The 18,577-nt window shown below is 57.4% G+C and carries 17 protein-coding genes; 14 read left to right on the top strand and 3 right to left on the bottom strand.

Annotated elements, in window-relative coordinates; all coding sequences use genetic code 11:
* Nucleotides 1-501: an RNA polymerase sigma factor gene (locus ACFO5Q_RS11415; protein ID WP_156431900.1), complete on the top strand. Its 501-nt coding sequence runs from the start codon at nt 1-3 to the stop codon at nt 499-501.
* On the top strand, nt 498-1,127 hold the full coding sequence (locus ACFO5Q_RS11410; protein WP_068145302.1) for a hypothetical protein: 630 nt from the start codon (nt 498-500) through the stop codon (nt 1,125-1,127). The genes ACFO5Q_RS11415 and ACFO5Q_RS11410 overlap by 4 nt, the downstream gene beginning before the upstream one ends.
* Here ACFO5Q_RS11410 and mnmC read toward each other — a convergent pair.
* Nucleotides 1,124-3,034, bottom strand: a complete 1,911-nt coding sequence (gene mnmC, locus ACFO5Q_RS11405; RefSeq protein WP_197420966.1) for a bifunctional tRNA (5-methylaminomethyl-2-thiouridine)(34)-methyltransferase MnmD/FAD-dependent 5-carboxymethylaminomethyl-2-thiouridine(34) oxidoreductase MnmC — start codon at nt 3,032-3,034, stop codon at nt 1,124-1,126. The genes ACFO5Q_RS11410 and mnmC overlap by 4 nt on opposite strands.
* A gap of 118 nt (nt 3,035-3,152) precedes the next feature.
* Here mnmC and ACFO5Q_RS11400 point away from each other — a divergent pair, with 118 nt between their 5' ends.
* From ACFO5Q_RS11400 to ACFO5Q_RS11385, 4 genes are all read left to right on the top strand, one after another.
* A complete protein-coding gene (locus tag ACFO5Q_RS11400) occupies nt 3,153-3,683 on the top strand; it encodes a gamma carbonic anhydrase family protein (RefSeq protein ID WP_068145310.1) in 531 nt (176 codons plus the stop codon).
* A gap of 95 nt (nt 3,684-3,778) precedes the next feature.
* A complete protein-coding gene (locus ACFO5Q_RS11395) occupies nt 3,779-4,738 on the top strand; it encodes a DUF2336 domain-containing protein (protein WP_068145313.1) in 960 nt (319 codons plus the stop codon).
* Between the two features lie 83 nt (nt 4,739-4,821).
* The gene (locus ACFO5Q_RS11390) at nt 4,822-5,961 is read left to right on the top strand and encodes an aminotransferase class V-fold PLP-dependent enzyme (RefSeq protein WP_082719758.1); all 1,140 of its coding nucleotides are present in this window, start codon (nt 4,822-4,824) and stop codon (nt 5,959-5,961) included.
* Between the two features lie 276 nt (nt 5,962-6,237).
* Nucleotides 6,238-6,900 carry a lysophospholipid acyltransferase family protein gene (locus ACFO5Q_RS11385; protein WP_197420967.1) on the top strand — a complete coding sequence of 221 codons (663 nt, stop codon included), beginning with the start codon at nt 6,238-6,240 and terminating at the stop codon, nt 6,898-6,900.
* A 3-nt stretch (nt 6,901-6,903) separates the two neighbouring features.
* Here the strand turns inward: ACFO5Q_RS11385 and ACFO5Q_RS11380 are convergent, their stop codons facing one another.
* The gene (locus ACFO5Q_RS11380) at nt 6,904-8,322 is read right to left on the bottom strand and encodes an FAD-binding oxidoreductase (protein WP_068145320.1); all 1,419 of its coding nucleotides are present in this window, start codon (nt 8,320-8,322) and stop codon (nt 6,904-6,906) included.
* The gene (locus tag ACFO5Q_RS11375) at nt 8,319-9,275 is read right to left on the bottom strand and encodes an L-threonylcarbamoyladenylate synthase (RefSeq protein WP_068145323.1); all 957 of its coding nucleotides are present in this window, start codon (nt 9,273-9,275) and stop codon (nt 8,319-8,321) included. Before ACFO5Q_RS11375 ends, ACFO5Q_RS11380 begins: the two co-directional genes overlap by 4 nt.
* A 115-nt stretch (nt 9,276-9,390) precedes the next feature.
* On the opposite strand from ACFO5Q_RS11375, the gene ACFO5Q_RS11370 reads away from it, so the two are divergent.
* The 8 genes from ACFO5Q_RS11370 (at nt 9,391) to ACFO5Q_RS11335 (ending at nt 18,403) form a co-directional block, all read left to right on the top strand.
* The gene (locus tag ACFO5Q_RS11370; RefSeq protein ID WP_068145325.1) at nt 9,391-11,175 is read left to right on the top strand and encodes an acyl-CoA dehydrogenase C-terminal domain-containing protein; all 1,785 of its coding nucleotides are present in this window, start codon (nt 9,391-9,393) and stop codon (nt 11,173-11,175) included.
* A 48-nt stretch (nt 11,176-11,223) separates the two neighbouring features.
* A complete protein-coding gene (locus ACFO5Q_RS11365; RefSeq protein WP_068145334.1) occupies nt 11,224-12,420 on the top strand; it encodes an MBL fold metallo-hydrolase in 1,197 nt (398 codons plus the stop codon).
* Nucleotides 12,421-12,554: 134 nt separating this feature from the next.
* Complete coding sequence (locus tag ACFO5Q_RS11360) at nt 12,555-12,812, top strand: exodeoxyribonuclease VII small subunit (RefSeq protein WP_068145337.1); 258 nt, start codon at nt 12,555-12,557, stop codon at nt 12,810-12,812.
* 10 nt (nt 12,813-12,822) lie between these two features.
* Complete coding sequence (locus ACFO5Q_RS11355; protein WP_068145340.1) at nt 12,823-13,719, top strand: polyprenyl synthetase family protein; 897 nt, start codon at nt 12,823-12,825, stop codon at nt 13,717-13,719.
* A gap of 87 nt (nt 13,720-13,806) precedes the next feature.
* Entirely contained in the window at nt 13,807-15,753 is a 1,947-nt protein-coding gene (gene dxs, locus ACFO5Q_RS11350) for a 1-deoxy-D-xylulose-5-phosphate synthase (protein WP_068146106.1), read from the top strand.
* 18 nt (nt 15,754-15,771) lie between these two features.
* Nucleotides 15,772-16,515 (top strand): TlyA family RNA methyltransferase, encoded by a 744-nt coding sequence (locus ACFO5Q_RS11345; protein ID WP_068145341.1) that lies wholly within the window; start codon nt 15,772-15,774, stop codon nt 16,513-16,515.
* Nucleotides 16,515-17,786: a 23S rRNA (uracil(1939)-C(5))-methyltransferase RlmD gene (gene rlmD / locus ACFO5Q_RS11340; protein ID WP_068145345.1), complete on the top strand. Its 1,272-nt coding sequence runs from the start codon at nt 16,515-16,517 to the stop codon at nt 17,784-17,786. Before ACFO5Q_RS11345 ends, rlmD begins: the two co-directional genes overlap by 1 nt.
* A gap of 44 nt (nt 17,787-17,830) precedes the next feature.
* Nucleotides 17,831-18,403, top strand: a complete 573-nt coding sequence (locus ACFO5Q_RS11335) for a hypothetical protein (protein WP_156431901.1) — start codon at nt 17,831-17,833, stop codon at nt 18,401-18,403.
* The last annotated feature ends 174 nt before the right edge of the window (nt 18,404-18,577 follow it).

Below are 18,577 nucleotides of genomic sequence, written 5' to 3'. Positions count from 1 at the left end.
GTGAATATTAAGGCTATCTTGCAGGAGCACGGCAACATGTTGGGGCGGATCGTGGCGTCATATGAGGCTGATCCGTCGCAGCAGGAAGAGTTGATGCAGGAAGTCTCGCTGGCGCTCTGGCAGGCCCTGAAGAAATACCGCGGTGATGGCAGCTTGAAAGCCTATGCCGCAAGGATCGCCCAGAACCGATGTATCAGTCACGTGGCAAGGGCGGTCAAGGCACCGCGCCAGACCGTTCTGGATGACACGGTGCCGAGCGAACGGGCAGGGCCCGAGGAAGACGTGGCGAAGGCGCAGCAGCGTCAAGCGCTGCTGTCTGCCGTGCGGGGACTGCCGCTGCCGCTCAAGCAAGTAACGACGCTTGCGCTCGAGGGCTTTTCCCACCGGGAGATCGCGGAAGCACTTGGGATCAGTGAAAACAACGCCATGGTGCGCTTCAGCAGGGCAAAAGCCGCGCTGAAGGACAGCATGCAGGCAGCACATGGGAAAGCAGGGCGATGAGTACGGAAAAGAACATGCCCGATTGGGACGACCTGACGGACATCTGGCAGCAAAGCCCGGAAATCGATATGGACAAAATGGCCCGCCATGCCCGTTTTGTCTGGTGGCGTATGCGGGTCAACTTCGCGTTCGAGGTGATTGTATGCCTGTCCGGCATGGGGCTGTTTGGCTGGGACCTTTTGTCAGGCTCTGCGGCAAAGCAGGTTGGTGGCATCCCATTGGCCATAGTCCTTTTCCTGGTCTGCGCCTTGGGGCTTTGGGCCGCTTTTTATGTCCGGTCCGGGGCCTGGGGGCAGGCTGATGGCACCGCACAGTCGCTCATTGACCTGCAGATCAAGCGTGCGCGGTCGTCGATCCGCTATATCATTGTCAACAACTGGGGTTGCGGGGTTGGCATCCTGGCTTTCGGCTTTATCTACTGGTCGCTTATTGAGCGATATGGCTCAATCGATGCGCCGGAACTGGACACAGTGAACTACTGGGTCACCGGAACCATGCTCTTTTTCCTGCTGTTTCCTTTCGCCACCATTCCGTTCCTCAAACGCAAGCGGGACCAATTGGCGCGCCTTGAGAAGCTTGCCTGTCAGCTTACGGAGGGTGACGGTGATGAAGAGGAGCGTGCCTAGCCCTGTTTCCGCTTGATGGACCGGATAAGGTCACGGAGCGGGTGAAGGGGCGCGACCAGCTTGTCCGGCAGGGGTTGGGGATCGCCACAGATCATGGCGGCCAGATAATCCCCCAGAAGTGGCCCATACTGGTATCCTTTGGAGCCTAACCCCGCGAGCATATAGAGCCCGTCGTGGAGGGTCGGTTCGCCCAGGCCTTTGGTCTTGGCGTCTTTTGCAAGCGGGGCATATTGCACTGCTGTGGTATTCCCAACAGGAACCGGCCCTGCGAACGGCAGATGGTCGGCGGTGGTGGCGCGAACTCCGGCCCAGGAGTATTCGATTGCTTCGTCTGGGATTTCGGTGCCCGTAGCTCCCTTTAGCACCGAAAGAATACGTATACGGTCTTCATCGCGTGGCTCATAATCGGCAGGGGTGACACTTGTCTTGCGGTCGAACGTGGAGCCGATGGTGCGCATGCCGTCGGCCTCTGCTGTCACATAACCACCAAATGCGATGCTTTCCGGGGGCAGGCCAGTGGCCGTATCTGCTCCAATGACCTCCACCTGTCCGCGGTTAGGCCTGAGCTCCGGACAGTCAGCCTTGCTGATGAGCTTTGCTGTGTCGATGCCCGCCGCCAGGACAACAATATCGGCGGTCAGTACCTGGCCGTCTTTGCTGTGCAGGCGCCAGACGGGGCCAGCCTGTTCAAGCCGGGTGATGACCATCTCGGCCTTAGGGATGCTGCTGGTAATGGCTTCGAGCGCCTTGGCTGTGTCTACAGATCCGCCGCGCGGCAGCAGGAAGCCATTATCTTGGGGTTTAAGCCAATCAGCCGTCCAGTGCAGGTCGCTCCTGATCTCTTCAAGCCGGTCTGCATCAGCGGCATTTTTGGGTAATTGGTGCACGCCGTGCGCTTCAGCCCAGGCCTCGCCAAAGGCAGGAAAAGCGCAACTATAGGCATAGGCACTGGTGAAAAACTCTGCCGCAGGGGTGTGCTCGCGCATGAAGCGGGGCGAAAGGATGGCGGCAGGCACCTGACTGGCGCTTTTGTATTCTGGTGAATTGACAAGCGTCACGCGGCGGCCGCGGGCCTGAAGGGCGGCGGCGACGCTGGCGCCCGCGATCCCGCCCCCGATAACGGCGATTGTGCCTTCTGGACTTGCGGGGGTTGCTGCCCATTCTGGCCTTAGTGGCGCTGGGGCCTCAATTGGGGCAGGGTTTTGCGCTTCTCCTACCAGGCGTTCGCGCTTGCGCCCATAGCCAGGCGTTTTCTCAACAATAAAGCCGCGGTCCCTGAGCGCCCGTTTGACAAAACCCGCCGCGGTGAAGGTGGCGAAGCGCGTACCAACGTGCGACAGGCGGGCGATCTGGTCCATCAGGGTGTCAGACCACATGTCCGGGTTCTTTGCAGGGGCAAAACCATCCAGATACCACGCGTCTACACTGCCGCTTAGGCTGGCAAAAGCCTCTGCGGCCTGGCCAAAGATCAATATCAGCCTTACCTGCCCATTCGCAAATTCGCGCGGGTGAAAGCCCGTTGCCGCCGGTGGCCATGCGGCGCGCAATTGTTCGGCGTATGGCTCAATTTCCGGGAAGGTGCTGTGCGCTTCTTTAAGCGCTTTTTCTGAGAGCGGATAGCCTTCAACCGAGATAAATGTCAGGCGCCCGTCCGCCCCACTTTCTTGCCACTTTTTCCAGGTTGCGAGAAAATTCAGGCCGGTGCCGAAGCCCGTCTCCGCAATGACAAAATGGTCGCGGCCTTTCCATATATCGGGGGCTCCTATGCCGGAAAGGAAAACGAAGTCTGTCTCTTCAAGGCCGTTTTCAGCCGAATAATAGACATCGTCGAACGCCTTCGAGACCGGCGCGTTGCCCCGCCAGCCCAATTCGGTGTCCTTGTTTCCCGTATTCTCGTTATCTGACATTTTCGGCTCGCTTGCGACCGGTAGCATTAATCCAAGGTTGGGCTTTCGGTCAGTTTCCTTTAAAGTAGCGTGATACTTGGAATGCTAGTGATTTGAAACCCCAATAGAGATTTTGTGCATGTTTTATGAACTTGATGGTGTGAAGCCTGAATGCGCCGACGACAGCGTCTGGGTTGCCCCGAATGCAGCCGTGATCGGTAAGGTAATTCTTGAGAAGCAGGCCAGCGTTTGGTTTGGCGTGACCATTCGCGGCGACAATGACCCGATAACAGTCGGGGAGGGCAGCAATATTCAGGATAATTCTGTCATCCACTCTGATCTCGGGGTTCCCTGCACCATTGGCAAAGGCGTAACTGTTGGCCACAAGGTCATGCTGCATGGCTGCACGATCGGCGACCATACATTGATTGGCATGGGCAGCACCATCCTGAACGGTGCCAAGATTGGTGCCGGGAGTATTGTGGGTGCGAACAGCTTGGTCACCGAAGGTAAGGAGTTCCCGGAAGGCGTCCTGATTGTAGGCGCACCCGCCCGGGTTGTTCGGCAGCTTAAGCCCGAAGAGCAAGAAATGATTAAGATGTCTGAACGAATATACACGGACAACGCAGCCAGATTTGCCAATGGCCTGAAGGAAGTCAAAATTGACTAGGAATTTTGCACCAAAAAGGCTATTGGGGCGCCAGCCATTCCATTGAGGCGGGCTTCTGCGAGCATGGGGCCGTTAGTTGTATTGGGTAAGGACGAATGAGCGTTAACATCAAACATGTCGAAGAATTAAGGCACATTGATCTGGCCGCCCGCGTCGAAATCGCGCGCAAGGTTGGCAAGATTCTGGCCAAACAAAATGGTTCTGCTGACAAAGCGGATGCGCTTGAGCTCGCCCAAATTCTGATGGAAGACGTTGCAGTGTCGGTTCGCGAGGCCTTGTCGCGTGAGCTGCAGGTATGCAGTTTCCTGCCCAAGGACCTGGTTTCCAAGCTCGCGCAGGACATCGACCAGGTGTCCATGCCGTTCCTGATGGCGTCCCAGGCAATGGATGACGCGCTCCTGGAAGATATCGTTCGCAGTTGCAGTGAAGGCGCGCAGGAGGCCATTGCCCAGCGCATCGGCCTTCCTGAGGCCGTTAGTTATGCCATCAGCGACGTAGGCTGCAAAAGCGCCGTTGAGTCGCTGGTGGGCAACGATACGATCGAACTGTCAGAGCGGAGCTGCAACCGGGTGGTTGACCGTTTCCCCGAGGAGCGGTCCCTGATGGAAAAGCTGGCCCAGCGCGCAGACCTGCCCGCCTCCGTTGTGGAACGGATCATTTTCAAGATTTCCAAGCGGTACGGCGAATACCTTTCCGAAAAGTTTGGCCTCGCCACCGATTATGCGTCTTACCTGGCGTCTATGGCCAACAGGCAGGTGTTTTCGCGGACGCTTGAGATGGCGCCGCTGAGCGAGATCGAAAATTATCTGCAGCAGCTCAATCAGGTGAACAGCCTGACATCGGACGTTCTTCTCAGCTATCTGCAAAATTCGAACGTAAAACTGTTCACCATGGCGATAGCAGTCCTCCTGGATCGCCCCTATGAAGCTGTGGAAGCAAGGCTGAATAAGGGCGACAAGAAAGTGATGGCCCGGCTACTGGAGGCCGCAGGCTTTTCCAAGTCTGTTATTGGTGTGCTGTTGATTGCCTATGATCGGCTGATCCGCGGTCATTAGACAGGCTGACCAGTCCCAATCGAAATTTTATTTTGGCCTCTGTTCGCCTAGCCCTTAGGCTGCCCAGAAACAGGAGCCAAAAAATGATAATTCCCCCGCAGCGAGAGTTGTTCGATATTCCGCGTGACCTTTGTTACGTGAATGCTTCCTACATGACACCGCTCAGCAAAGCGCAAGTGGCGTCCGGTCAGGAGGCGCTAGCTCGGTCTGCCCAGCCTTGGCGTATCGGCGAAGGCGATTTCTTTGATACGGCGGCTGATGTCTGTGCAGCAGGGGCGGCCCTGATGAATGCTGAGGCTGCGGACGTAGCCATCGTGCCTTCGGCGAGCTATGGCATTTCCACCGCGGCAAAGAACCTGCCTCTGTCGCCCGGTGGCAAGGTGCTTGTGATGTCGGAGGAGTTTCCGTCGAACGTCTATCCCTGGCAGGAACGGGCAGAAGCGGCAGGCGGCGAGGTGATAGCTGTGCCGCAGCCGTCAGATGACGACTGGACGGCCGCAATTCTTGAAATGATTTCGCGCGAAGGCGAAAGCATCGATATTGTATCTGTTGCCAATGTGCATTGGTCATCTGGCGCGTTGATCGACCTTGCGGCGGTGTCGGGTGCCTGCAAGCGCGTTGGGGCGGCGCTGGTGCTGGATCTCAGCCAGTCGCTGGGTGCAATGCCGTTCGACGTTAAGGCCATCGATCCGGATTTTATGGTTGCTGCCGGCTACAAGTGGCTAATGGCGCCCTATAGCATCAGCCTGATGTATGTAGCGCCGCGCCACCAGGGCGGCTTTCCAATTGAGGCAGGCTGGATAACCCGGGAAGGTAGCCGGGATTTTTCAAGGCTGGTTCAATATAGGGATGAATTCGAACCAGGCGCCCGCCGCTTTGATATGGGCGAGCGTGCCAACCATGTCCTGGCACCAATATTCCTGGCCGGGCTACAGCAGCTACTTTCCTGGGGTGTTCCCAATATTTATGAAAGCCTGAGTGCGATCACTGGGCGTATGGCCGTTGCGCTTGAGAGCAAAGGGATGGAGCCTATCGCGGCCGACCGCAGGGCAGGGCATATTCTTGGGGTAAGGGTCGGAAAGCAGGGTGCTGCACTTTTGGAAGAGCTTAAAAATGCTGGTGTGTCGGTCAGTCTTCGAGGCGATCTGCTGCGCTTGTCGCCGCACTTGTGGGTCGATGAACAGGACGAGGGGCGGTTCACGCAGGTCATTGCCGGGCTATAGTGTCAAAATGAGACATGTTTCGATTTGGTACAGTATTTTGATGCAGTGTGTCGTCCCATTTTGAGACAATATTTCTTATCCAATTGAAATATATAGGGTTTATTTTCTGGCACACCCCTTGCGATTAGTAGAGCACCTTAAAGATTTTTGCCTGAGATCTGCTAAGGTTACTCGAATGAGTATGGCGCGTTCGCCTTTTGCCTGAGGGTGGATGACGCACGAACTACGAGGCGGATGGGATCACTCCTATCCGCCCGTTTTTTGTTTGGGCATTCAATGGGGTTAATAGAAAAGCTTGGCGTGTGGGCATGGCCCGACTATGCTGCGCCACCATTTGTGTTCGAGAGGCCCCGTGTGTCCACCAGCGTAATCTACGAAAACCGTTTCTTTTCAGCCCTGCTTTATCAAACTGGCCGCCTTTTCCTGAAGGCTTTTGGCTGGAAGGTCATTGGGGACTTCCCGAAAGACGCCAAGTTCGTTGCTATTGCAGCACCGCATACCAGCAACTGGGATTTCCCAGTGTTCATGGCTGCTGTTGGCTATCTGAGGCTGCATATCAGTTTCCTGGGCAAGCACACGCTGTTCAAAGGGCCGCTTGGTTGGTTCTTTTACTGGCTGGGTGGTATTCCCGTGGTTCGCGAGGGCAAATCGGCTGCCGATGTGGTTGACCGGGCGGTGGAAGAGTTTGAAAAGCGGGATCGTCTCATACTAGGGCTGGCGCCAGAGGGAACACGGTCGAAGGTTACCAAGTGGAAGACCGGCTTTTACCGCATTGCCGTTCAGGCGGGTGTGCCGATCCTGCGGGCCTATCTGGATGCATCCATCAAGGAAATCGGGTTCGGTGACCTGTTCTATCCAACAGGGGACATGGAAGCTGACCTGAAGGCGTTGCAGGCTTTTTACGCCGGCAAGCAGGGTATTAACCCCAAGAACCAGTAAGCATCAGTCAAGCAGTGCGCCGGGGTTCATGATGTTGTGGGGGTCGAGCGCCTTCTTGATGGCACGCATGGCCTGAAGCTGCGCCGGGTCCTTAAGACGTTTCATCTCCGCGCGCTTGAGCGTGCCGATGCCGTGTTCGGCAGAAATCGACCCGCCAAATTTGGTGACAATATCATGCACAAGGGCGTTCATGGCTTCCCAGCTGCCCAGGAACGCTTCTTTGTCGGCATCCGCGGGCTGCATCACATTGAAGTGGATGTTGCCGTCACCCAGATGGCCGAAGGGTGTCAGTCGTGCACCGGGCCACCCATTCATTACGGCTTTGCCTGCTACTGTCAGGAAGTCCGGGACTTTTGATACAGGCACGGAAATATCATGCTTGATACTGCCACCCTCATGCTTTTGTGCCTCTGACATGGTTTCACGCAGGCGCCAGAGCGCTTCGCGCTGCGCCAGGGTGCTGGCCACTACGCCGTCCTTGATGGTGCCAGCGGCTATCTCATGCTCAAGCCAGTCGGACACTTGGGTCTCGAGAGCGGGGTCTATGCTGCTGGAGGCAATGTCCGTCAGCACATACCAGTCATAGGGTGCGGCCAGCGGGTCAGAAGTGCCAGGGATATGGTTCAGCACCAGCTCCACCCCGTACCTCGGCATCAGCTCAAATGCCGATACGCGGTCACCGGTGGCTTGGCGGGCGCTTCGCAATAGCTTTAGGGCATCTGTAGGGCTATCCACAGCCAACCAGCAGCTGTGCAGTTGCTTTTCCGCTGGTGCGAGCTTGAAGCTGACGCGGGTGATGATGCCAAGTGTGCCCTCAGCCCCCACCAGAAGCTGTGTCAGGTCATAGCCTGTGTTGTCTTTCCTAAGCGCAGACAGGTCATTCATGATGCTGCCGTCAGGCAACACGGCCTCAATTCCCAGCGTCAGCGCCCGGGTCGTGCCGTAGCGCACCACATGCACGCCGCCAGCGTTGGTGGATACCACGCCGCCTGCTGTGCAGCTGCCTTCCGACGCCAGGGAAAGCGGAAACAGAAGGTCATGCTCCGCCGCGGCTGCCTGCAGTTCCGCAACCGTATAGCCTGCGTCCGCTGTGATGGTCATGTCATCAGGATCAACGGCGATGCTGCCGCGTAGGCGCTTGGTACTGAATAGTACCTCATTTCGGCCTTCGAGCCCGGGGATCCCGCCGCCCACCAAGCCTGTATTGCCGCCCTGTGGCACTATGGCGATCTGATGGTCGTTGCAGTAGCGCACCAGCTTTGAGACAGTCTCCGCATCAGAGGGCATCAGCATCAGCGGGGTTTTGCCATTGAACTTGTCGCGCCATTCCCTGAGGTGGGGGGCAACCTCGTTCGCGTCTGTTGTGGCGCCCTTGGGGCCGGCCAGTACGATCAGCGCGTCGATATGGGCTTGGTCGATCATGCTTCTTTCCTGGGCGCTGCAGCACGCTTCAAGCGGTCATTGATCGCGATACCGATCCCATGATTGGGGATGGGCGCGACCGCGATGTGTGTTGATGATTTATCAGCATTTCGTAATGTTTTAAATAGATTATGGGCGGCTTCTGATAAATTACCTGAAGCGCTTAGGCTGATGTCGCCCGCAATGTCACCGAAGCCGATCAAGAGCTCAGCGTCCTGTTTTTCTGTGGCGTTCAGGCGCACGCTGGCTTCCGGGGCATAGTGGCTCAGAAGCTGGCCAGGGGCAGAGATTTCATCCTCATTGCGGTCCAGTACGGGCTGTCCCGTCTGTTCGGCGATCTCGTCAGCGGTGATGGTGCCGGGGCGCAGGAGATAGAGCTTCTCATCCTTCACTCCGATGATAGTGCTTTCAATGCCTTCAGGGGCGTCGCCCGCATCGATAATGAGCGGTAATTTACCGTCCAGCCCGGCCAACACGTCAGCCGCACATGTGGGCGACAGCTTGCCGGACGGATTGGCACTTGGCGCCGCGATTGGCCTTCCAAGTTCTTTGATAATCTCGCGGGTAACCGCCTTTTTGGGGCAGCGCACGGCCAGTGTGTCTAGCCCTGCGGACACTGGGGCGGCAATAGGCGAATCTGGTCTGGCCGGCAGCACCAGCGTAAGCGGCCCGGGCCAGTAGATTTCCATCAGTTTGGCTGCAAGCGGCGAGACAGTGACAATTTTTTTTGCCATCTCAATATCGGCCACATGGCAGATCAGCGGATTGAAGGAGGGGCGTCCCTTGGCTTCATAAATTTGCTGCACTGCGGAATATTCCGTAGCGTCAGCCGCTAGGCCATAGACAGTCTCTGTCGGAATCGCGACCAAGTTTCCCGCAGCCAGATGTTGGACAGCAAGGGAAACTGCCCCATTTTCTGTTTCAGAAACCACTTGTGTTTTAAATGTTGCCATGCACAATTTCGCAATCACGGGACAAAGCAAATGGGGCCGCCCGGCGGCCCAGCCACCTATGCTGATAGGCCAGGTGGCATCATCTGACAACGGAATTTAACAGGATTTTCGGATAATGACTGACTATCGCGCGCCGCTTGAAGAAATACGCTTTGCTCTGGAAACCGCTGGTGGCTTGTCTGAATGGACATCCATCCCAGCATTTGAAGAGGCTGGGGAAGACCTTGTTTCTGCGATCCTTGAGGAAGCCGGAAAGCTTGCAGGCGAAGTGATCGCCCCAACCAATGTTGTAGGTGATCAGGTCGGCGCAAAGCTGACAGATAAGGGTGTCGTCAGCCCGGATGCCTTCAAGCCGATGCATCAGGCCTATGTTGAAGGCGGGTGGTCGACGCTGTCTGCCAAGGAGGAACTGGGCGGGCAGGGGCTGCCAAGCACACTTTCCACGGCAGTGGATGAAATGGTGACCTCAGCCAACATGGCCTACAGCCTGCTGCCGATGCTGACATCTGGCGCAATTGAAGCCATTGATGCCCATGGCACAGATGAGCAACGCCATATGTATCTGCCGAAGATGATCACTGGCGAGTGGTCGGGGGCCATGAACCTCACGGAACCTTCTGCGGGCTCTGATGTTGGTGCCCTGCGGGCAAAGGCTGAAAAGCAGGCCGACGGCACCTATCTGATTTCAGGCCAGAAGATTTTCATTACCTGGGGTGATCATGACCTTGCGGAAAATGTGATCCATCTGGTGCTGGCGCGCCTGCCGGATGCTCCAGCCGGAACAAAAGGCATCTCCATGTTCCTGGTGCCGAAGGTGCATGTCAATGCAGACGGTAGCCTGGGCGAACAGAACGATGTCAAGTGCGTCAGCATCGAGCACAAACTCGGTATCCATGCCAGCCCAACCTGTGTGATGAGCTTCGGCGACAGTGGCAAATGCGTTGGCTATATCGTTGGCGAAGAGAACCGCGGCATGGCCAATATGTTCACCATGATGAACCATGCCCGCATCAGCGTGGGCCTTGAAGGCGTGGCGATTGCCGAACGCGCCTACCAACATGCGGCATCATATGCGCTTGAGCGTGTGCAATCGGCAGCCATCGGCGCCAAAACGCGTGAAAGCGTGACCATCATCAACCATCCGGACGTGCGTCGGATGCTGTTGACCATGCGGGCCACGGCCGAAGCGGCCCGTGCGATCATTTACCGGAACGTCTGGGCACTTGATCGGGCGCATGCGCTGGATGACACGGAAGCCCGCGCTGCGGCGCAAGGGGAGGCAGACCTTCTGACGCCGATCTCCAAGGCCTATTCGACCGATATCGGTGTTGAGGCGGCTTCGCTGGGCATCCAGGTCTATGGCGGCATGGGCTTCGTTGAAGAAACCGGCGTAGCGCAATATTACCGCGATGCTCGCATCGCCCCGATTTACGAAGGCACGAACGGCATTCAGGCGCTTGACCTTGTTGGCCGCAAGCTGAATGCGGATGGTGGTGCGCACTGGCGTGCATTGATCGCAGAAATGCGCGGCTTTGCAGCGGGCGAGGGTGGTGATTATGCAGCAGACCTGACGCCTGCGGTTGACGCCCTTGACGACGCCGCAAACACGCTGTTCGAAAACGGTTTCGAGCGTATTGTCGATACCGCCGCCGCCGCCACGCCGTACCTTCGGTTGTTTGGCACGGTGCTCGGTGCCTATATGCTCAGCCGTCAGGCCACAGAGGCAGAAAGGCGCCTGGCAGCAGGTGAGGGGAACCCAGCGTTCCTGAAGGCGAAGGTCTCGACAGCAGCCTTTTACCGAGAACAAATCTTGCCTTCTGCCGTGGCGCTACTACCTTCAATCAAGGCAGGCGCGCGTCATATCACCGATTTGGCGGAAGATGACTTCCTGCGTCACTAACCGGCCTTTGGCCGAATGTATTGAGTATCAAGGCGGGGCAAAGGACACATGAGCAAGACAAAAGCAGACGCAGGTAAAAGCGAGGCGAAGGCGCTGTCGCAAGCTTCGGTGGCAGATCATCGGGGCGGAGTTGTCGAGGACGACGGCCTGCTGTACCCCCATGCTGACCTGGTGCCTGAAGGCGGCAACGTGATTCCTGTGGCCGAAGGTATCTACTGGGCGCGTATGCCGCTTCCTTGGTCGCTGGATCATATCAACGTCTATCTGTTTGACGAAGGCGACAGTTGGTCTGTCGTCGACACGGGCTCTATGGGTAAGCGCGGCATCGCGGCCTGGGAGGCGCTTGAAGAGGATTTCCTTGGCGGCAAGCCTGTTGCGCGCGTGATCGGCACGCATTTGCACCCGGACCATATCGGCCTGGCGGGCTGGCTCGCGGAACGGTATGGCGCCACGCTTACCATGACCGCCCTTGAATATATGACTGCCGCTCACCTCTGGATGGGCGGCACGAAGGAAGTGCCGGAACATGAAATAGAGTTCATGCTCAAATCCGGTGTGGACAAACAGTTTGAACCGATGATGCGGGGCGCGCGCTTTGATAACTACCGCAGGGGCGTGCACCAGTTGCCTTCCCAATTTGTCCGCATTGAGGACGGTAGTGAAATATTACTGGGTGGCAGGCGTTGGCGAGTGGTGATCGGTCGCGGCCATTCGCCCGAGCATGCCTGTCTTTCCTGCCTTGACGAGCCGCTTTTCATCTCAGGCGATCAGGTGCTGCCCAACATCACCTCCAATGTGTCCGTTCATGCGCGTGAGCCGCATTCCAATCCGCTCGCGCACTGGATTGCTTCGCTTGAACGCATGAAGGAAATTCCGGGTGATCCCTTGGTGTTACCAAGTCACGGCCGTGTTTTCAAGGGGCTGGATACCCGCCTTTCGGCGCTGGTGAACAGCCATGTGAACAAGCTGAAATCCCTGCATGATTGGTGTAGTGAAGAGCGGACGCCAGTGGAGACCTTTCCCTCACTGTTCCGTCGGAAGCTTTCGGGCATGGATTTCTATATGGCGCTTGGGGAAGCGCTGGCCCATCTGCATTTGTTGGAGGCCATGTCGCTTGTAACCCGCTCCTTCGACGGTGATGTAAACCGCTTCATGGCCTGTGGGGCTTTCGATGCGGTTGAGGTCGTGGCGCAGACAAAGACTTTGCCGGGTGTGGCGCTTAGGGATCTTGGCGACATCTACTGACAGAGTTCCGCCATTTCTGACCCAAAAATAAGAGTGGTTCGCATCAATAACCTTTGCGTCTCCGGATACAGCATCCTATAACTGCCTCAGATTTCAGACACACAGGCAAACCTAAGGGCTGAAGGTTCCGTAAAATGAACGAAACAGGCAAAGATACCAAAGATTTAAGCGCTCTCTCCTTCGAGGAGGCCATGGCGTCCCTGGAGCAGATTGTAGCCAAGCTTGAATCCGGAAACGCATCTCTCGAACAGTCCATCGACCTCTATACACGTGGGACGCAGCTGAAGGCGCACTGCGAGGCCAAGCTGAAAGATGCTCAGGCAAAGATCGAAAAGATCACGCTGGATGATAGCGGCGCTGCAGCCGGCACCCAGACTTTCGAAGTCGAATAGGCGAGCGCACGTGGAAGATAACGGACCTCTTAATGAAGCGCTTGCCGCCACGTCCACGGCGATTGAGCGAGTTTTGGACCCTATCTTGGTCCTCAATGGCGGGCCTGAAGACCGGGTGGTGGAAGCCATGCGCTATTCCGTATTTTCAGGGGGTAAGCGACTTCGGCCGTTTCTCGTTCTTGCAGGAGCAGAGCTTTTCGGTGTCGATAAGCCACAGGCGCTCCGGGTTGCTGCAGCCATTGAATGTGTGCACTGCTATTCCCTGATTCATGACGATCTGCCTGCCATGGATGATGACGACCTGCGACGTGGCAAGCCAACGGTTCACAAGCAATTCGATGAAGCAACGGCCATTCTGGCGGGCGATGCCCTCATGAGTGTGGCGTTTGAGATTCTGTCGAGCGAAGAAACTCATTCGGATCCATATGTCAGGCTGGAGCTGGTCAAGCATCTGGCCCATGCCTCGGGGCATCGCGGGATGGTTGGTGGCCAGATGATCGACCTGCAAGCACCGGACCTAGACCTTGATGAAATGGATGTTCAGCGTCTTCAGCAAATGAAAACCGGCGCTTTGATATGCTTTTCTGCGGAAGCTGGCGCCATCATGGGGCACGCAGGCAAGCAGGCCCGCGCCTCGCTGCATGGCTATGCCCGCGATCTGGGGCTGGCCTTCCAGATTGCTGATGATCTTCTCGATGTAGAAGGTACAGCTGAAGAGGTCGGAAAAGCCACAGGCAAGGATGAAGACGCAGGTAAAGCCACACTCGTTGGCCTGATGGGGGTTGACCGCGCCCGTAAGCAGGCCCAGATTTTGGCCGACCAGGCTATTGAACATTTGGCGCAATTCGACGATAAAGCATCGCTTTTGCGCGCCGCCGCGCATTTTGTTATAAATCGCAACGTTTGAGGCCTTTTGGCTGATGCGAACCAAGCCTGCGCAGACAGGCCTGTGCCACATGGGCATATTGCCCAGGAGGCTGAGAAGGATAAGAAGTTGAGCGTACGCCCTGACACGCCTTTGCTGGATCAAGTGCAGACCCCGGTGGATTTGCGCAAGCTGCCCAAAGACAAGCTGCAACAACTCGCAGACGAACTACGCGACGAGATGATCAGCGCAGTTTCGGTCACTGGTGGCCACTTCGGCGCGGGGCTCGGTGTTGTTGAGCTTACAGTGGCGCTACACTATGTGTTCAACACGCCTGACGACCGTCTGATCTGGGACGTTGGGCACCAGGCCTACCCGCATAAAATTCTGACCGGTCGGCGTGACCGTATCCGCACGATCCGCCAGGGCGGGGGGCTTTCGCCTTTCACAAAGCGTGGCGAAAGCGATTATGATCCGTTTGGCGCGGGGCACTCGTCCACCTCTATCAGTGCGGCGCTTGGCATGGCTGTCGCCAACAAGATGGCGGACAAGCCGGGCAAGGCTATTGCCGTTATCGGTGACGGCGCCATGAGCGCTGGCATGGCCTATGAAGCCATGAATAACGCCGAGCAAGCGGGCAACCGGTTGGTGGTGATCCTGAACGACAATGATATGTCGATCGCGCCTGCTGTGGGCGGCCTTTCCGCCTATCTCGCCAAAATCGTCAGCTCGCACACGTTCCTGAGCCTAAGGGGCTTTGGCAAGAAGATTATCGAGATGCTGCCAAAACCGCTCGCCGACAGGGCGCGTCAGGCGGAAGAATATGCGCGCGGCATGGCCGCGGGTGGTGGCACGCTGTTTGACGAGCTTGGCTTCTATTATGTTGGCCCGATCGACGGCCATAATATGGAACATTTGCTGCCGGTTCTTGAGAATGTGCGTGACGCGATCGACGGCCCGATCCTGGTGCATGTTGTGACCGAAAAAGGCCGTGGCCACCCATTCGAAGAGCCGAACCAGGAAAAATATCACGCGGTGCCACAGTTTGACGTGGTGACCGGCGAACGCATGAAGTCCACGTCCAAGGCACCGACATACACCAATGTTTTTGCCGATGCGCTGATCAAGGAATCTGAAAAAGACGACAAGATCTGCGCCATCACGGCGGCAATGCCTTCCGGCACCGGCCTGAATAAATATGGTGACCGTTTCCCGGACCGCACGTTCGATGTGGGGATTGCCGAACAGCATGCTGTGACCTTCGCAGCAGGTCTTGCGACTGAGGGCTACAAGCCATTCGTGGCCATATATTCCACCTTCCTGCAGCGCGCCTATGACCAGATTGTTCATGACGTGGCGGTGCAAAAGCTGCCGGTTCGTTTCGCCATTGACCGGGCGGGCCTTGTGGGGGCTGACGGGCCGACCCACGCGGGCAGCTTTGATGTGACATACCTTGCCAGCCTGCCGAACATGGTGGTGATGGCCGCGGCCGATGAGGCTGAACTGATGCATATGGTGGCGACAGCCGCCTCGATTGATGACCGGCCATCTGCCGTGCGCTATCCGCGCGGTGAAGGCCTGGGCGTTGAGCTGCCGAGCGAGGGCAAGGTGCTGGAGGTTGGCAAGGGCCGGATTGTGAAGAAGGGCAGCAAGGTTGCGATCCTGTCGCTGGGGGCCCGCCTTGGCGAAGCCCTGAAGGCAGCGGAGGACCTTGAAAGCCGTGGGCTTTCCACAACGGTGGCCGATGCCCGCTTTGCGAAGCCTGTGGATGATCATCTGATCCGTGATCTGGCGGCAACCCATGACGTGCTGATCACTTTGGAAGAAAACGCCATTGGCGGTTTTGGCGCCCATGTGATGGATTTTCTGGCGGAAGAGGGCATCCTTGACGGTGGGAACCTTAAAGTACGTGCGATGAAGCTGCCGGACACCTTCCAGGATCACGACAAGCCGGAAAAAATGTATGAGGACGCAGGCCTCAACGCGTCCGGTATCGTGGCGACCATCCTGAAAGCACTGGGCCACAATGATTACGGCCAGGCCCTCGGGGACAGCGCAGTCGCGCAGAAGCCTTAGGGCTGGAGGAGGCTACCAGTGGCGGGAAAAATCAGGGCAGACGTGGCACTGGTGGACCGTGGTCTTGTGGAAAGCCGGGCCAAGGCCCAGGCGCTGATTATGGCGGGCGTCGTTTTCTCAGGTGAAACCAAGATCCTCAAAGCTGGCCAGCAGATCAAGGAAGATCAGCCTATTGAAGTGCGCGGCAAGGAACACGACTGGGTCAGCCGTGGCGGCCTGAAGCTTGAGAAGGGCCTCAAGGAGTTCAGCGTGAACCCGACAGGGATGATTGCCATTGATGTTGGCGCATCCACCGGTGGCTTCACCGATGTTTTGTTGCAGGGTGGCGCCAAAAAGGTTTACGCCGTTGATGTTGGCCATGGCCAACTTGCCTGGAAGCTCAGGAACGACGACAGGGTTGTGGTTATGGAAAAGACCAATGCCCGTTATCTGGACAATGAGGCTATCCCCGATCCCATCGATATCGTGGTGTGCGACGCCAGCTTTATCTCGCTCAAGACCGTACTGCCGGCCGCCATGGCGCTGGTGAAGCCCGGCGGACGGCTTATTGCGCTCATAAAGCCGCAGTTCGAAGTGGGGCGCGAGAATGTCGGCAAGGGCGGTGTGGTGCGCGATCCTGAGCTCCATAAGGCCGTATGCGAAGAAATGCGGGCGTGGCTGAATGACGATATGGACGGCTGGACAGCCTGTGGCCTGACGGAAAGCCCGATCAAAGGCCCCGAAGGCAATATTGAGTTCCTCCTGTATGGCGAGAAGGCCTGATGGCAAAAGCTGAAATGTTTGACGTAGAGATTACCGCGCTGGGTGCGCAAGGCGACGGGGTAGGCGAGCGTGACGGCATGCCTGTGTTTGTGCCGGGCACGGTGCCGGGCGATGTGGCGCGGGTGGCGGCAAAGGACGTGCGCCGGAACGGCATCTACGCTGACCTTGTCGAGATCACAAAAGAGAGTGCTGATCGCACAGCGCCCTTATGCCAGCATTTTGGCACCTGCGGGGGCTGCCAGCTGCAATTCCTGAAGCAGGATGCTTATGCCGCCTGGGTCAAGGACCGCACGGCAATGGCGCTGGCGCATCACGGTTTTGACGCAGGCCTTGTGAAAGACCCGATCATCACACCGGCTGAAAGCCGCCGCCGAGTGGCCCTGAAGGCGCTCAGGGTGGCGTCCGGCGTGGTGCTGGGCTTTAACGAACGCCAGAGCCACCAGATTGTGGACGTGAAGAAATGCCCCATCGCCAGGCCTGAGCTGACGCGTCTGTTTGGTCCGCTGCGAGACCTCCTTGTCTCAATTCTGCCGCAACGCATGGCAGCAACGGTGCATATGACGGTCGCGGCCTCTGGCGTTGATATGCTTATCGATGCGGCAAAGCCCCTTGATCTGGCCGACCGTGAGGCCCTGGTCGATTTCGCCAACACCCATGATATCGCCGCCGTTCACTGGCAGGACCAGGGCTTTCTGGACCCAGTTGCGATCCGCCGTGAAGCAGTGATGGACTTTGCGGGCGCGCGTGTGCCGCTGCCGCCGGCTGCCTTTATCCAGGCGTCGGACGAGGGCGAAGCTGCACTGGTGAAGGCTGTGGTAGATGCCTGTGCAGGCTATGGCCGGGTGGCGGACCTGTTCTCAGGCATCGGCACCTTCACCTTCCCTCTGGCGAAAGACCATCAGGTGCTGGCCGCCGAAGGCGCAAAGAACGCACTGGATGCCATGCAGGCAGCCGCCAACGTGGCGACCGGCTTCAAGCAGATTGTGGTCAAACACCGGGACCTGTTCAGAAGGCCGCTCTCAACCAAGGAACTTGAGATGTTTGAAGCGGTTGTTTTCGATCCACCGCGGGCAGGCGCCAAGGATCAGGTGGAACAATTGGCGCAGTCGGCTGTGTCGCGCATTGTGGCGGTGTCCTGCAACCCCAACACCTTTAGCCGCGATGCCCGTATGCTGGCCGATGGCGGCTATGAGCTCGAGAGCGTCCAGCCTGTGGACCAGTTCCTATGGTCACCCCATATGGAGCTTGTGGGCGTGTTCTCAAGAAAATAATATAAAGTATTGTTTTATATATGAAAATAAAGTTTGAGCTTTTGATGTCCATCACAGCCATGATCACGGCTGTGGCGGCTGTTGTTGTGGCCATAGTGCAGACCCAGGTGATGCATGACGAAGCAATGATGGAGCGCGAGCACGCGCGCCTGTCGGTATTGCCCAGTGTGCTGGTTTACACCGGTAGTCATGTGGGTGACACGGAGGGCAGCTTCCGCATCGGGGCGGTGAACCAGGGGATTGGGCCAGCCTCCATCGAGGGGTTGACTGTGAAGGTGGATGGGAAGCCACAGTTGACCTGGGCGCAAGTCGTGGCGCTGGGCACAGACGATTTGGTACATATTGACGGTTCTGAGCGCAATGTGGACACGGTTTCGGTCACCAACCTGGATCCTGGCGTCCTTATGCCTGCGGATGCAAGGGTGGAAGCGTTGAAGCTGGAGACCAAGCCGGACATCGCCACGCTTCTGAGGGATCAATTGACATCGCGGGTTACCATCTCGCTTTGCTATTGCTCTCTGTACCGGGAGTGCTGGACCGTGGACAATATCAATACGCGCCCCGCGCCTGTGAATAGCTGTAAGGCCGAAGAAACTTTCTTCCGCAACGAAGGTTAGCCAGAGAGCGAGTGGCCGCCTCTGGGCGTGGGTTGACCTCGGTCAATGTACGTCCGCAACGGAAACTGATAGTATCTTCCTAACGAAAGGGGGATGCCATGTTTGAAAAACCATCTCTGATACGCCGTGTTGCCATCGCCAAAACCGTTGGGTTTGTGTTCGGCCTTATCGGCT

This window comes from Kordiimonas lipolytica, from assembly GCF_042651265.1.
GTDB classification, from domain to species: Bacteria; Pseudomonadota; Alphaproteobacteria; order Sphingomonadales; family Kordiimonadaceae; genus Kordiimonas; species Kordiimonas lipolytica.
Note: the sequence above shows the minus strand (reverse complement) of the source record. Positions and strands in the feature narration are given on the sequence as shown.